We start from the raw sequence: 14,335 nt of genomic DNA, 5'->3' as shown, positions 1-14,335 counted from the left end.
AGTGGCTACAAATTCGCCCATGCTGTTGCCGTACCAACGCCTTGCCAGCCCGGCGTGGTGATTTCGAACATACCTACCCATATGAAGGAAAGTTGATGCCCTATCCATTAAGCGAGGCGGACAAGACAGCGATTGGAAAAGCGCTGGCCTTGTATTACGAAGAAGCACTGGAGGCCGGCTACCGCGCCCTGTTCGACCGCATGGCGCGCGCCAACATGGGCATTGTCACCGGCTATCTCGACCAGGCCAAGGATACCTACGCCAGTTTGCGCAAGAAATCCAAGGACGCGTTCACCACCACCTTCAAGGCGCAGCTGAAATTGCAGCTGGGCGTCATGTTTGCCAACAAGAACGACGTCGCCAGCGTGCTGGTCGGCCTGGCGGAAAAAGCCCTGTCCGAACTGGCCAGCAAGATTCCGATTCCCGTGCTGTCGACCATCGTGTCGAAAACCATCACCATGGCCGCCACCGAAGCGAAGGCCGAACTGCATACGCGCAGCATCCGCGAAGCGGACGGCGCCTTGAACAAGCAGGCCGGCGGCGAAGTATCGATGCTGTACACCAGCGACACCGAAGCGGCGGAACTGGCCACCAAGGCGATGGAGCAATACAAGCAGGTGTGCAACTACATCACCGCCCTGCCGCCCACCATCGCCACATTCGATGACGCCGTCACGTTCCCGACGGCCACCTTCAAGGTCCAGGCGGCAGCCTCGTCGCTCAATATCGCGCTGACGCAGATCCAGCAATACCTGACGGCCATGCAGGAACGGGTGCAAAGCATCAGCACCGTGGTCACCGGCTACAAGACCACCCTGCGCGAAAAAATGCCAGCCGCCGTCGACGCCGTACTGCAAAAAGGCTATGCGGACGCCTATCTGGCGGGCAAAACCGATATCGGCCGCAACAAATACAATGCCGTGCCCTTGCCGGTGCTGACCAAACCGCATGAAAGCGCGGGCGGCGCCACGTGGCTCGCCTCCTACCTGTCGCACGCGGTAGCGCAGGGCTATTACGACGCCGGCAACGAAATGAGCATCACCCGGCCGCGCAGCAACGCCATCACGCAGGCGCCGACACGGCCACGCAGCAACGCCATTATCGGCCGCTAAATCATCCGCATCGGCACATAGGCAATGCCATCGGCCTCCACCTTGGGGGCCGTGGCAACAAAGCCCAGGCTTTCATAGAAGGGCAAGGCAAATACGGACGAGTTCACCGTAAAGCCCGTCGTGTTGCCCCTGGCAATCGACGCATCGCGCGCTGCCTGCCACAGCTGCAGGGCGATGCCACACCGGTGCAGCGCGCGCGGCACGAACAGGTGGAACAGATGCGTGTTGTCGCGCATCGCCACCACGCCGGCCAACTGGCCGCCGAGATGGGCGATCTGGTACTGGTATTTTTCCTGCGACAGATAATTTTCGATGGCCGGCAAGCGGCAGTGGGCTATGAATTTTTCCGCGCCGGCACCATCCGGATGCAAGGTCAGGAATGGCATCAGGTCGTCGATCAGGGCGACGATGGCGGGCGCGTCGGCGACCAGCGCCGGACGTAGTGTGATTTCAGGCAAGATCTTCATGGGCAAATCATGCCACAAGCGTCAACAAAAATCGCGGCTGCTGGTGCGCAGCCGTCCCAGCAGATGCGACATGTCGACCAGGCGCTTGGCCACCAGGTTGCGCACGATGCCCTCCTGCTGCCATACGCCATATACGCCCAGCAAGGGCGCGCCCAGCACCTCCTTGCGCTGCTCCTCCACCAGCGACGGCCACACGATCACGTTGACCGTGCCGGTCTCGTCTTCCAAGGTCAGGAACAGCACGCCCTTGGCCGTGCCGGGGCGCTGGCGCACGGTGACGATGCCGCAGGCGCGCGCCACTTGCCCGTTGGTATAGCAACTGAGCGTAGAGGCCGGCATAAAGCGCTGCGCCAGCAATTGCTTGCGCAGCAGCGCCAGCGGATGGCGGCCCAGGGTCAGGCCTTGCGCGCGGTAGTCGCTGACGATGCCGGCGCCTTCGCTCGGCGTTGACAGCTGCGGCAAGTCTTCCTCGGGCGTGGTGGCGCGCAGCAAGTCGCGATCGGGCACGGCGCCGGCCGCCTGCCACAGGGCTGCGTGGCGGTTGCCGGCCAGCGCCTGCAAGGTATTGCCGGCGGCCAGGATCTGCAAGTCGTGGCGGTCCAGCCCGGCGCGCCGCGCCAGCTCGGCCACGCTGTGAAAGGCGGCAATCGCGCGCGCGTCCTCGATGCGCCGGGCGGCGTCCTCGCGCATGCCGAACAGGGTATTGAAACCGAGGCGCACGGCAGGCAGCGCGGCCTCGCCCTCCAGCGCCGCCTCCCAGCCGCTGACGGCCACATCGACGGGAAACACTTGCACACCATGCCGGCGCGCATCCTGCACCAGTTGCGAGGGGCTGTAAAAACCCATGGGTTGGCTGTTGAGCAAGGCGCACAAAAAGGCCGCTGGCTCGTGACACTTCAGCCAGGAACTGGCATAGGTCAAGAGCGCAAAACTGGCCGCATGCGACTCGGGAAAGCCGTATTCGCCAAAGCCTTCGATCTGGCTGAAGATGGCGTCGGCAAACTCTTTTTCATAACCGTTGTCGACCATGGCGTCGACGATGCGGTCATGGTAATTGTTCATGCCGCCCTTGCGTTTCCAGGCCGCCATGGCGCGACGCAACTGGTCCGCTTCGCCGGGCGTGAAATCGGCGGCGATGATCGCCACCTGCATAACCTGCTCCTGGAAAATCGGTATGCCCAGGGTGCGGCCCAGCGCCTTTTCCAGCCCCTTGGGATAGGTCACCGCCTCCTTTTGCTGGCGCCGCTGCAAATACGGATGGACCATGCCGCCCTGGATCGGACCGGGCCGCACCAGCGCCACCTCGATCACCAGGTCATAGAATGCACGCGGCCGCAGGCGCGGCAGCATGCTCATCTGCGCGCGCGATTCGATCTGGAACACGCCGATGGTATCGGCCTCGCAGATCATGTCATACGTCGCCTTGTCCTCGGGCGGAATATCCTGCATCACGAACGGCTCGCCACGGCGCAGGCTGACGATATCGAACGCGCGGCGCAGGGCCGACAACATGCCCAGCGCCAGCACGTCGACCTTCATCAGGCCCAGCTCTTCCAGGTCGTCCTTGTCCCACTCGATCACGCTGCGGCCCGCCATGGTGGCGTTTTCAATCGGCACCAGGCGCGAAAGCTTGCCTTGCGCAATCACGAAGCCGCCCGGGTGCTGCGACAAGTGGCGCGGAAAACCCAGCAGTTGCTGCGCCAGGCTGGCCCATTGCCGCGACAAGGGCGCCTCCGGGTCCAGCCCGCTTTCGGCCAGGCGGTTCAGCAAGTCGCGCTTGCCGTCGAACCAGCGGTGCGCCTTGGCCACTTTTTCCACGATGGCCAGGTCCACGCCCAGCGCGCGGCCGCTGTCGCGTAGCGCGCTTTTCGGCCGGTAGCTGATCACCACGGCGGCCAGCGCGGCGCGCCGCCGGCCATACTTGGCATAGATATACTGAATCACCTCCTCGCGCCGCTGGTGCTCGAAGTCGACATCGATGTCGGGCGGCTCATTGCGCTCGCGCGACATGAAGCGCTCGACCAGGGAATTGCCGCGCGCCGGGTCCACCTCGGTAATGCGCAGGCAATAGCAGACGGCCGAATTGGCGGCCGAGCCCCGGCCCTGGCACAGAATGGCTTGCGAGCGGGCAAAGCGCACGATATCGTAGACCGTCAAAAAATACGGTTCGTATTGCAGGTCGGCGATCAGCTCCAGCTCGTGCTCGATCTGCTCCTGCACGTTGGCAGGAATACCCAGCGGAAAGCGCGTGCGCGCGCCATGATAGGTTTCTTCGCGCAAATAAGTGGCCGGCGTATGGCCGGCTGGCACCAGTTCATCGGGATATTCATAGCGCAGGGTATCGAGCTTGAACTTGCACTGGTTGGCAATCAATACGGTTTCGGCCAGTGCCTGCGCTGGATACACATTGCCCAGGCGCAGACGCGCGCGCAGATGCTGTTCCGCGTTTTGCGCCAGCGCATAGCCGCAGTCTGCCACCGGCTTGCCCACGCGCACCGCGCACAGGGTGTCGAGCAGGGGCTTGCGCGAACGCACGTGCATGCAGACATGGCCGACCGCCACCACCGGCAAGCCCCGCGCCTGTGCCGCCGCCTGCACGGCCAGGCGGTGCGCATCGTCCTGGGCGCGCAGCAGCAGGTTCAGGCCGATCCAGTTGCGCTCCTTTTCTTCTTCCATGGCAAACGTGGCCTGCATCCAGGCGCCCTGTTCGCGCAAGGCATCGGCATCGGCCGGGTAGCCGGGCAGCAGGATCATCACGCAGCCGGGCAAGCCCTTCAAATGCGCGAACTCGGGCGCCGGCGCGGCGAAATCGTCGGGCGTCAGCAGATAGCGTCCCTTGGCCGCGCGCGTGCGCGCCATGGTGATCAGCTCGGACAGATTGCCGTAGCCCTCGCGGTTTTTCGCCAGCGCCAGCAGCGACCAGGCGGGGCGGCCATCGGCATGCGTCAGCTGAAAATGCGAACCGATAATCAGGGGGAAATGTGCCCGCTTGGCCACGCCATGGGCGCGCACCACGCCGGCCAGCGAACACTCGTCCGTGATGGCCAGCGCGCGGTAGCCCAGTTCGATGGCGCGCGCCACCAGTTCCTGCGCATGCGAGGCGCCGTGCAGGAAGCTGAAGTTGGTCAGGCAGAACAACTCAGCATAATCGGGCAAGCTTGCCGCCACCATGATCCACCTCAATACTGTATATAAACACAGTAATTATACTCAAGTAAAAAATGGCCAAGCGGTTATGCTTGTGCTTTCTCTCCACCAGCACCTGCCATGACCATCCATCTCTTGAAATGTTTTGGCGCCACGCCCGGTGGCGGCAACCCGGCGCTGGTCGTCGAACACGACACCGGCACGGAGACCGCGCGCCAGCAATTTGCACGTGAACGCCAGGTCAGCGCCTGCGTCTTTATCGACCGCCAACCGGACGGCGCCATCGTGCTCGACTATTTTTATCCGCACACGCGCAGCCCGCTATGCCTGCACGCCACCCTGGCTGCCGCCCATGTGCTGCTGGCGGCGCCGGGCGCGCCAGCCAGCGTTACGGTACGGACCGCCATGCGCGGGCAAGCGCTGATGCTGGCGCGGCGCGGCGCGGACCTGTTGATCGGCCTGGCGCCGCAGACAGCGCCATCTGTCGAAATAGAACGCTATCTGCCATCGGAACTGATGGGCCAGCACATGCATCTGGCATCGCCACCGGTGATCGCTTCCATCGGCAGCCCCAAGCTGCTGCTGGAAGTGGCGGACAGCACCACCTTGCGCGCGCTGCGGCCCAACCTGGAGCTGATCGCCGACTGGGGCCGCTTGCATGGCGTCAATGGCTGCTATGTGTATTGCAAGCTGGCCGATGGTCATTATGAAGGGCGCAACTTCAATCATCCCGACCCGGCCATGGAAGATAGCGCCACCGGCGTGGCGGCCGGGGCGCTGGCATTGCACTTGCAACAGTCGCTGAGCCTGTCACAAGGCCATGTCACGCAGCAGCCTTGTCTGATCCGGGTCGAGTATGCGGAAGGGGAGATTTGGGTGGGTGGAATGGTGCAAAGCAGCACCTGAACGGGGCATGATGCACCAAGGCAATGCAGACAAAGAGGCAACAAAACCGCCGCGTACCAGGAAACAACAGTCAGGCTTTATTTGTAATAATAAAACACGGTATTGCTGGCAGATAGTTAAAAATTGGCACTAGAATCAAGTGACAAAATCACTTGGAGATACCCGCGTGCCGACCCTGACCACCTTGCGTAAAGCCGTTCTGATCAGCCTGTATGGCAGCGCCGCCCTCGGCGTTTTCGGCATCTGCGCCGCGCCCGCCATGGCGCAAACCGGCGACACCGCCAGCACGGCCGACACGGGCGCCGTGCAAACGGTCAGCGTGGTCGGCTCGCGCCGCGTCACCGCCAGTTCCGCCACCGACACCATGGTGCCGGTCGATATCATTCCCATGACCAAGGTCGCCGAACAGGGCGGCCAGTTCGACCTGGCGCAGTCGCTGCAATATATTTCGCCATCATTCAATTCCACCCGCCAGACCGGCGCGGACGGCGCCGACCTGGTCGATTCCGCCGCCCTGCGCGGCCTCGGTTCCGACCAGACGCTGGTGCTGGTCAACGGCAAGCGCCGCCACACGACGGCCCTGGTCAACCTGTTCGGCGCGCGCAACCGCGGCAACACGGGCACCGACATGAATGCGATTCCGCTGCTGGCGATCAAGAACGTGCAGGTGTTGCGCGACGGCGCCGCCGCCCAGTACGGCTCGGACGCGATTGCCGGCGTGATCGATATCGAACTGAAGAAAAGCCTGGGCTGTGAAGCGGTGGCCGGCTACAGCCAGTATTCGGAAGGCGACGGCAAGAACTACATGACCTCGGCCTACTGCGGCATGGCGCTGGGCGACAAGGGCACGATTGCGATTACCGGCGAATACCTGGACCGTGGCCGCTCGAACCGCGCCGACTCGGACAGCATGCGCATCATCGGCGACACCAAGTCGGAAAACAAGACCTTGTACGTGAATGGCGACTATGCTACCAGCGCCACCAGCAAACTCTATTTCACGGCCGGCGCGCAGACGCGCGACGCCTCGAGCGCCGCGTTTGGCCGCGGCGGCATCGGCAGCGACGATATTCCATCGCGCAATTCGGCCGCCATGTATCCGAACGGTTTCGTGCCATTTATCAACGGCAAGATCGACGACCAATATGCGACCATCGGCCACCGTGGCCAGATCGGCGACTGGAATGCGGATTTCTCGCAGACCTATGGCTACAACAAGATGCGCTACGACATCAGCAATACGCTGAACGCATCGATCGCCAACCTCGATCTGCTGAACGGCGGCAAGGGCGTCAGTGCCAGCCGTTATGACGCGGGCGGCTTCTCGTTCCAGCAACTGACCACCAATGCCGACTTCAGCCGCTACTACGACACCGTGCTGCAAGGCATGAACGTCGCCTTCGGCGCCGAATACCGCAGCGAGGAATACAAGATCGTCGCCGGCGAACCGGGCTCCTACAGCGATGCCGACGGCGTGGGCGTGGGCGGCAATGCGGGCAGCCAGGGCTTTCCCGGCTTCCAGCCCGGCGACGCCACCAAGGCCAAGCGCCACAGCATCGCCGCCTATGGCGACGTGGAACTGGACGTCACGCAGCGCCTGAAAACCCAGGGCGCCGTGCGCTATGAAAAATTCAGCGACTTCGGCTCCACCGTCACCGGCAAGCTGGCCGCCAGCTACAAGGCGGCGCCGAATGTGCTGCTGCGCGGCTCGGCCAGCACCGGCTTCCGTGCGCCATCGTTGCAGCAAGTGTATTTCTCGTCGACCTTCACCGACTTTATCGGCGGCGTGCCGACCGACGTGGTGCTGGCGCCGAATGGCGGCGCGGTGGCCAATGCGGCCGGCATCCCGAAACTGAAGGAAGAAAAATCCACCAGCTTTACCCTCGGCACTACCTGGACACCGACCCAGGCCATCTCCGTCACGGCCGACCTGTACAACATCAAGATCAAGGACCGCATCGTGCTGTCGGGCCGCTTCAACGCCGACAACTACCCGGACCTGGCGGCCCGTCTGTCGCTGCTGGGCGTGGGTGAAGCGCAATTCTTCGTCAACTCGATCGACACGCGCACGCGCGGCCTGGACCTGACCGCTTCGCACAAGGGTGAGTTGTTCAGCAACCGCCTGACCACGTTCCTGGCGCTGAACCTGAGCAAGACGGAAGTGACGAAAGTCAAGACGCCAGCATCCTTGAGCGGATTCGAAGACGTGCTGCTGTCCGAACGCGAACGCCTGTTCATCGAGCAAGGCGGCCCCGTTCGAAAGCCACGCTGGGCTTCGACTACCTGACCGGCAAGCTGGAATCGAACCTGCGCGTGATCCACTTCGGCCCGCAAACCTTGGGCACCTTCAGCGGCACCGCCGAAGGCGTACCGAACGCGCGCTACAAGGCCAAGACCTCGGCCGATCTGAGCTTTACCTACAGCATCACGAAAAACGCCAAGCTGACCTTCGGCGGCAACAACATCTTCAACGTCAAACCGACCACGCAGAACGCCGACGAAACCGACAACGGTTTCAAATACGACAGCGTGCAGTTCGGCCTGAATGGCGCATCGTACTTTGGACGCTTGTGGGTCAAGTTCTGATGTAGTGGTCATTTCGTAAAAAACAGCGGCTGCGCCAGGGATGGGCAGCCGCTTTTTTGTTGACGCCGTGATCAGCATGGCATGCATTAAAAGTTGCCTGTTCACAACGAAATCACGCTCACATTGCTTTTTGTGATTTTTAGTGAGAAACTAAATTCAACCAATAAAAATAACAAAACGAAATAACTAAACAACTTATTTCGTTATTCCAGCACCCAGCCCCGTGCTCACCATCGCGCCCCACCTTGCTCGGCCTGCCTTCAACATGGCATTGCCTGAGTTGATCGATAGTCCATCACGCCCATCGACTTCCATCTCGTGCATCCCTGACGTCCTCATATCACGACGGATAAGGATCACATGTAAATAATTCCCAAGGGAATGTTATGAAAAACTTATCCGTACGTACCCAGCTTGCACTCGCCTTCGGCGGCATCACCTTGTTGCTGGCAGGGATAGCCATTATCGCCATCATCAGAATGTCGTACCAGTCAGCCACCTTTGAAAATTATGTGCATGGTGTGCGTGCACGTTCCGAAGCGGCCCATGTCGTGAGGGAAGCGGTAGGGATGCGTGCCGTGGCGGCCAGGAATCTGGTCCTCGTCACCACGCCGGCAGACCGTGATGCGGAGAAGAAAACTGTCTTCCAGGCCCAGGAAGACGTGGTGACCAATTTGCGCAAACTGAAGGAACTCGCCAGCGATGCATCCGTGTCGGAAGATGCCCGGCGCATGATCACCAAGATCGAGAGCATCGAAAAACAATACTCACCGGTGGCGCTGGCCATTGTGGATCTTGCCCTGCAAGAAAAGAAAGAGGAAGCGACCATCAAGATCAACCAGGAGTGCCGCCCTTTGCTGGCAGCCCTGGTAGCCGCCTCCAATGAATACGCGCAATACACGACCCAACACTCGCTGGAACTGATCAAGAACGCGGAAGACAAGTTTGCGGCCGCCAGGAACCAGCTGATCCTGCTCAGCATGCTCGCCACCGCACTGGCGATTGCGGCCGGCATCCTGATCTCGAAGCGCCTCCTCAATGCCTTGGGCGCGGAACCGGTCGCCTTGTGTGACGCCGTGACCAAGGTTGCCAGTGGCGACCTGACCGGCGAGTTGCATGTCAGGCCCGGCGACAGCGGCAGTGTGCTGGCGGCGGTGCAGCGCATGCAGTTGTCGCTGGTGCAGGTAGTCTCATCCGTTCGCCAGGACTCGGAACTGGTGTCGAGCGCCGCAGCGGAAATTTCCTCGGGCAATAACGATTTGTCGAACAGAACCGAGCAACAGGCCAGCGCACTGGAAGAAACGGCCTCTTCAATGGAAGAATTGACCTCGACCGTCAAGCAAAATGCCGAGAATGCGCGCCAGGCCAACGTCCTGGCCATCACGGCGTCCGATGTCGCGACCAAGGGCGGCGCTGTCGTTTCCCAGGTGGTCGGCACGATGGAATCGATCAGCGAAGCGTCGCGCAAAATCGTCGACATCATCGGTGTCATCGATGGCATCGCCTTTCAAACCAATATCCTTGCGCTCAATGCGGCGGTGGAAGCGGCCAGGGCCGGTGAACAGGGGCGTGGATTTGCGGTGGTCGCTTCCGAGGTACGCAGTCTTGCCCATCGCAGCGCCAGCGCCGCCAAGGAAATCAAGGTATTGATCGACAACTCGGTGGAACGGGTTGACTTGGGCACCAAATTCGCCAACGAAGCCGGCGCCACCATGTCGGAGGTGGTCAGCAGCGTGACGCGGGTGACCGATGTAATCGCCGAGATCGTCAGCGCCAGCCAGGAGCAATCAACCGGGATCGAACAGATCAATCATGCCGTCAGTGCGATGGACAATGTCACACAGCAAAACGCCTCGCTGGTCGAAGAAGCGGCAGCAGCAGCTGAATCGCTGCGGGTTCAAGCCGACAATCTGGTCCTTACCGTGAGTGTTTTCCAGATACCCGCAGACGGCGCACGCCCCTCCGCGCGGCCAACGCCGAGCCATGCCGGCAAGCTGAGCGCCGTGGCCAAAGCACCGGCACGCGCCTTGCCCGCAAAGCGCGCGCCCGTGTCGAACATCATGCCTTTGTCGCAGGCAAAAGCACGCAAGGCAACCGCTGCCGTGGGTGACTGGGAAGAATTCTAGGCGCTGCGCATCAATACTATCTACAGCCGCATGCCGAGCCAGATCACCGATTCGGTCATGCCGGAAACGGCGGAACCGAGCATGCGCCCCCACAGGCCAGTCGTTGTGCCGTGCCCTGCTGCTTGGTCGTGATGCGCCTGCTCTTCGTCCAGGATGCCGGCAATCGCGGCAACAGCTTGGGCATCGTGCGCCAGCAATGTGGTTTGCCGGCGCAGATGGCGCAACACCGTGCGTTCGACCGCCACCGTGGTGAGCGAGATGGCACGCGCACCCAGCAAGCCGGTGGCGGCGCCCAGGGCATAGCCTCCCGCAGCGCACAGCCAGTAACTCTTGCAGCGCTTCAAGCCACGACGCTGGAGCTCGTTGTAAAAGATGGTCCTGTGCTTTTCTTCATCCGCCCTGAATGCGCGCAGCTCCGGCACCAGTGACCTGGCGGTCAGGCGCGCCATGAAAATCTGGCCCGTGTAGATGCTGATGGCGCCATGCTCGCCCGCATGATTCACCTTCATGATGCGCCCAGCCAATTGCGCGGAATGGAGGGTCACTGGAATCGTCCCTGTGCATTGATGAAAGCGACCAGGTCCTTCACGGTATGCACGCTGCCATACCAGGGATTGTCTTCCGTTTTCTCCAGGGAGCGTCCTGACCTGGCCGCGATGTCCTGCAACAAATCGTCCACGTCGTCCGCCTCAAGGTGAAAGTCCGCAGACAGCCTGTCCGAGGCGCATACAGGAAAGGCGGTCACGTACGGCTGCAGCCATTGCTGGAGTTCCTGGTAGGTCGCACGCATGATCCACGTATCCGTCTGGCGCGTGTCAAAGCTGCGGGCAAACTCGCAGATCGATACGCCTAGACGCGACCTTGCCAGCGCTTCGTAGCGGCGCTTTTCCCGCTTGGTCACGGCTACGCCATGGCACCAGACGGCGCAGCATGCCATCGCGATCATGCACCGGGCAAACGTCGATGCCGAATAGAGCAAGTATCCGAACCCCACTACCAGGATCGTCAGGAATAATACTGAGGCACAGTCCAGACTTTCGCGATGGCGGGGTGGCAGCAAGCGGGATGGCAATCGCATGGTTTTTATCCTGTTCCTCGTCATGAAGCTTGCTCCCGGTACTTTGACGCAGCGACAGCGGCAGACAGGATGTCCTCCTGCGTCCAATGGCGTGACAACCAAATTGCGAGTGCCGCGCCTGACAAATGCCACCAGTTCATGCCCTTGTGCCGCTGCTGGCTGATGAGATAGTCAGCGGCAACCCACCAGACGATCAGTTGCTCAGGATCTACGCCGGGGTCTTTTTTGACGAGTAACGTCATTGCAAACGAATAAGGATTGATTGCTGCGATACGTGGCACACCGTTGCCATGGGCACGTTTCCAAACCAGCGCCTGCTGCTCTTTGGAGGCAAGTTGCAAGGGCTTTTCCGGAACGCCATCGACGCCGCTCAGTCCCAGCCAATACAGGCCAGGTGGAAGGGCCAGCAAGAGCGTCACCGTAATGCAAAGGAGGATGGTTAAAAGGCGGCGAATTCGGGACATGGCAGACTCACATGATAGGGAATGCGTTCATCGTACATGCTTGCTGAGCGGCTACTTTGCCTGCCGGGTATCGGCCTGTCGATATCCAGCATGGCTGGCCTCAAAAAGTTGACCATGCACCCAAGCTGGCCTTGTCGACATGGCCATCGCTCAAGGCTTTCAGTCCGCGGACAAAATCATCGAGCGGCGCCGGCTCGGTCATCATGTACACGGTGCATTCATTGGCAACGTGCTTTTTGCCAAAATCGAAATACTCGGACTGGGCTGAAATAGTGATATGTACATGTCCGCCATGCTGAAACTGCAGGCGGGCATGAAAGGCGCCCGATGCATATTCAGGGCCGAATTCTCCAAATCGCAGGTCATAAATACCGCCGTGGATCTGGTCCTTGAAGCGCTCCAATCCTGCGGCGGTATCCTTCAGGCGCTGGTGTCCCGCATACACCCTGATGCCAAAGGTTGAGGTGCCGTCGTTGACCTCGATACGCAGCTCGACCATATCGTCATCGGCCCACATCCTCAGAAAGCTGATTCCTGTATCCATATACTCCCTTTGTCTTCACGTTCAGCCCTGCTGGCTGCGCCTGGCTGGTTGCCACTTTAACGTATTTTGCTATCGATATAAGATGCAATCTGCGTCACCACCTTGAAGGAGAAGCCATGCCCGCGTCGCCACTGGAATTCTGGTTCGATTTCGGCAGCAACTACAGCTACCTGAGCGCCATGCGCATCGAGGCGCTGGCGCGTAAACATCATGTGGAGGTCATCTGGAAGCCCTTTCTGCTCGGTGTCGTGTTCAAGGCGCTGGGCTGGCAGTCGTCGCCGTTCGTGCTGCAAAAGCTCAAGGGCGACTATATGTGGCGCGACATGGCGCGGCTGTGCGACAAATATGGCTTGCCGTGGCAGCAGCCCGGCACCTTTCCGCGCACCGCCCTGCTGCCCATGCGCGTGGCACTGATCGGCGCGGACCAGAGCTGGGTCGCGCCTTTTTCGCGGCGCATGATGGCGATGAATTTTGTCGAAGACCGCGAGATCGACAACCTTGATGCGGTCGGCGAGGCATTGACGGCGCTGGGCCTCGATGCGCCCGCCATCTTGGCGCTGGCGCTGACGGATGACAATAAACTGCGCCTGCGCCGCCAGACGCAGCAGGCGCAAACGCTGGGCCTGTTCGGCGCGCCCAGTTTTGTCTGCCATGGTGAATTATTCTGGGGCAATGACAGGCTGGACGATGCGCTGGTGTTTGCCACCGCGCGCGCCTGATCAGCTGACCGCCAGCGCCACGATTTCTTTCTGCATGTTCTCGATCGCCCGCTCGTTATATTGGTTGGCAAAATACGCATCGCCAAACAACTGACCCGCCTGCGCCTTGGCGCTCAGGTGCTGCAGGGCCAGTCCCCGTTGCGTATTGAAATGGGTCGGTTCGACATGCGCGTATTCGCGGACTATGGCTTGCGTGTAGGCGCGGTAGACTTCTTCATCCTGGCCCAGGATGGCCAGGTCGGCGCTCAGCATCACGTCTTTCAGCTGGTGGACAATCGCCGGGCCCTGGAAGTGGTCGGTGGCGCGTATCAGTTGTGCCACTTCCTGGTTGTCGCCGGCATCCAGGCCGCTGCCCAGCCAGAGCTGGGCGCTGGCTTCCTCGCTGGAATACAGGGCGGCGTCGTCGTGGCTGTAGACGGCGTCGTGGAACCAGAAGGCTTTTTTCACCAGCGCGCTGTCGCGTGGCGCGGCGTAGGTGTTGTCGGCCCAGACGCGGATCTCGGACAGGCCGTGCACCAGGTGGTCGAGGTTGTGATAGTGGCGGTCGACGCCGCCGTAGGCGTCGGGCCCTGTCAGGTGGTCGAACCAGTGATCAAACAGCGCGACCTGTTCGCCTGATGCGGTCGCATAGTGCCACAGCGCTTGCCACTCCTTGCGCAGGCAGTCGAGTATCCAGGCGTGGTAGGCGGGGCCGGGGACGAATTTTTTCATGGTCCAGTTCCAGCCGACCGGGCCTTCCAGCGCCTTGACGAAGCTGGAACTGACGGAACCGAGGTCGCGCGGCGGCATCACGAAGATGGTTTTCGCGCCCTGCAGCACGTCGACATTGGTTTGCTGGATCAGGTTTTCATAGTCGAAATCGGCGGTGGTGCGGATGCCGCGGATCAGGTAGTCGCAGCCATGCTTTTTGGCCGCGCGCGCCGTGTAGTCGCCCTTGACGATCACCACCTGCACATTGTCCCAGCCGCAGTCGCGCGCGCTCTGTTCGATGATGCGCTTGCGGTCTTCGGCCGGGAACTGCGGTTTCTTGGCCGGGTTTTGCGACAGGAACACGATCACCTCGTCGGCCAGCGAGCGCGCTTCGCCGATCACCCACATATGGCCGTTGGTGATGGGGTCGAGGGTGCCTGAAAATCCGATCTTCTGCATGCTGCGCTCCGTTCATTAATGTACTTATTGCGCAGAC

13 protein-coding genes are annotated in these 14,335 nt (G+C 61.3%); 6 read left to right on the top strand and 7 right to left on the bottom strand.

Features of this window, described 5'->3' with window-relative positions; genetic code table 11:
• Positions 1-95: 95 nt before the first annotated feature.
• A complete protein-coding gene (locus ACP7B7_RS01005; RefSeq protein ID WP_308925009.1) occupies positions 96-1,112 on the top strand; it encodes a hypothetical protein in 1,017 nt (338 codons plus the stop codon).
• Here ACP7B7_RS01005 and ACP7B7_RS01000 read toward each other — a convergent pair.
• Both ACP7B7_RS01000 and ACP7B7_RS00995 read right to left on the bottom strand, forming a co-directional pair.
• Positions 1,109-1,579, bottom strand: a complete 471-nt coding sequence (locus tag ACP7B7_RS01000; RefSeq protein ID WP_308925008.1) for a GNAT family N-acetyltransferase — start codon at positions 1,577-1,579, stop codon at positions 1,109-1,111. The genes ACP7B7_RS01005 and ACP7B7_RS01000 overlap by 4 nt on opposite strands.
• Before the next feature lie 21 nt (positions 1,580-1,600).
• Entirely contained in the window at positions 1,601-4,750 is a 3,150-nt protein-coding gene (locus tag ACP7B7_RS00995) for an error-prone DNA polymerase (RefSeq protein WP_426075471.1), read from the bottom strand.
• Positions 4,751-4,846: 96 nt separating this feature from the next.
• Between ACP7B7_RS00995 and ACP7B7_RS00990 the strand changes: the two genes are divergently transcribed.
• From ACP7B7_RS00990 to ACP7B7_RS00975, 4 genes are all read left to right on the top strand, one after another.
• On the top strand, positions 4,847-5,632 hold the full coding sequence (locus ACP7B7_RS00990; protein ID WP_426075470.1) for a PhzF family phenazine biosynthesis protein: 786 nt from the start codon (positions 4,847-4,849) through the stop codon (positions 5,630-5,632).
• Positions 5,633-5,798: 166 nt separating this feature from the next.
• Positions 5,799-7,919, top strand: coding sequence for a TonB-dependent receptor plug domain-containing protein (locus ACP7B7_RS00985; protein ID WP_426075469.1), 2,121 nt, complete (start codon positions 5,799-5,801; stop codon positions 7,917-7,919).
• Between the two features lie 26 nt (positions 7,920-7,945).
• The gene (locus ACP7B7_RS00980; RefSeq protein WP_426075468.1) at positions 7,946-8,218 is read left to right on the top strand and encodes a hypothetical protein; all 273 of its coding nucleotides are present in this window, start codon (positions 7,946-7,948) and stop codon (positions 8,216-8,218) included.
• A gap of 386 nt (positions 8,219-8,604) precedes the next feature.
• Positions 8,605-10,344, top strand: a complete 1,740-nt coding sequence (locus ACP7B7_RS00975) for a methyl-accepting chemotaxis protein (protein WP_426075467.1) — start codon at positions 8,605-8,607, stop codon at positions 10,342-10,344.
• 20 nt (positions 10,345-10,364) lie between these two features.
• On the opposite strand, the gene ACP7B7_RS00970 is transcribed toward ACP7B7_RS00975, so the two are convergent.
• From ACP7B7_RS00970 to ACP7B7_RS00955, 4 genes are all read right to left on the bottom strand, one after another.
• Positions 10,365-10,853, bottom strand: coding sequence for a demethoxyubiquinone hydroxylase family protein (locus tag ACP7B7_RS00970; protein WP_426075466.1), 489 nt, complete (start codon positions 10,851-10,853; stop codon positions 10,365-10,367).
• A 32-nt stretch (positions 10,854-10,885) separates the two neighbouring features.
• Complete coding sequence (locus ACP7B7_RS00965; protein WP_426075465.1) at positions 10,886-11,422, bottom strand: hypothetical protein; 537 nt, start codon at positions 11,420-11,422, stop codon at positions 10,886-10,888.
• Positions 11,423-11,442: 20 nt separating this feature from the next.
• Positions 11,443-11,886 (bottom strand): hypothetical protein, encoded by a 444-nt coding sequence (locus tag ACP7B7_RS00960; protein ID WP_426075464.1) that lies wholly within the window; start codon positions 11,884-11,886, stop codon positions 11,443-11,445.
• A gap of 100 nt (positions 11,887-11,986) precedes the next feature.
• Positions 11,987-12,430, bottom strand: a complete 444-nt coding sequence (locus ACP7B7_RS00955) for a hypothetical protein (RefSeq protein ID WP_308925000.1) — start codon at positions 12,428-12,430, stop codon at positions 11,987-11,989.
• A 116-nt stretch (positions 12,431-12,546) separates the two neighbouring features.
• Between ACP7B7_RS00955 and ACP7B7_RS00950 the strand changes: the two genes are divergently transcribed.
• On the top strand, positions 12,547-13,149 hold the full coding sequence (locus tag ACP7B7_RS00950) for a 2-hydroxychromene-2-carboxylate isomerase (protein WP_426075463.1): 603 nt from the start codon (positions 12,547-12,549) through the stop codon (positions 13,147-13,149).
• On the opposite strand, the gene coaD is transcribed toward ACP7B7_RS00950, so the two are convergent.
• Positions 13,150-14,298 carry a pantetheine-phosphate adenylyltransferase gene (gene coaD / locus ACP7B7_RS00945; RefSeq protein ID WP_426075462.1) on the bottom strand — a complete coding sequence of 383 codons (1,149 nt, stop codon included), beginning with the start codon at positions 14,296-14,298 and terminating at the stop codon, positions 13,150-13,152.
• Between the last annotated feature and the right edge of the window lie 37 nt (positions 14,299-14,335).

The sequence above is a fragment of the Janthinobacterium sp. PSPC3-1 genome (assembly GCF_049896105.1).
Taxonomy (GTDB): domain Bacteria; phylum Pseudomonadota; class Gammaproteobacteria; order Burkholderiales; family Burkholderiaceae_D; genus Janthinobacterium.
This window is presented reverse-complemented; position numbering and strand designations above follow the sequence as displayed.

Bases quoted from the DNA above. Each gene is read 5' to 3' on its own strand.
- ACP7B7_RS00995 (WP_426075471.1), bottom strand. From the start codon at position 4,750: ATGGTGGCGGCAAGCTTGCCCGATTATGCTGAGTTGTTCTGCCTGACC.
- ACP7B7_RS01000 (WP_308925008.1), bottom strand. From the start codon at position 1,579: ATGAAGATCTTGCCTGAAATCACACTACGTCCGGCGCTGGTCGCCGAC.
- ACP7B7_RS00965 (WP_426075465.1), bottom strand. From the start codon at position 11,422: ATGCGATTGCCATCCCGCTTGCTGCCACCCCGCCATCGCGAAAGTCTG.
- ACP7B7_RS00970 (WP_426075466.1), bottom strand. From the start codon at position 10,853: ATGAAGGTGAATCATGCGGGCGAGCATGGCGCCATCAGCATCTACACG.
- ACP7B7_RS01005 (WP_308925009.1), top strand. From the start codon at position 96: ATGCCCTATCCATTAAGCGAGGCGGACAAGACAGCGATTGGAAAAGCG.
- ACP7B7_RS00960 (WP_426075464.1), bottom strand. From the start codon at position 11,886: ATGTCCCGAATTCGCCGCCTTTTAACCATCCTCCTTTGCATTACGGTG.
- ACP7B7_RS00950 (WP_426075463.1), top strand. From the start codon at position 12,547: ATGCCCGCGTCGCCACTGGAATTCTGGTTCGATTTCGGCAGCAACTAC.
- ACP7B7_RS00990 (WP_426075470.1), top strand. From the start codon at position 4,847: ATGACCATCCATCTCTTGAAATGTTTTGGCGCCACGCCCGGTGGCGGC.
- ACP7B7_RS00975 (WP_426075467.1), top strand. From the start codon at position 8,605: ATGAAAAACTTATCCGTACGTACCCAGCTTGCACTCGCCTTCGGCGGC.
- coaD (WP_426075462.1), bottom strand. From the start codon at position 14,298: ATGCAGAAGATCGGATTTTCAGGCACCCTCGACCCCATCACCAACGGC.
- ACP7B7_RS00955 (WP_308925000.1), bottom strand. From the start codon at position 12,430: ATGGATACAGGAATCAGCTTTCTGAGGATGTGGGCCGATGACGATATG.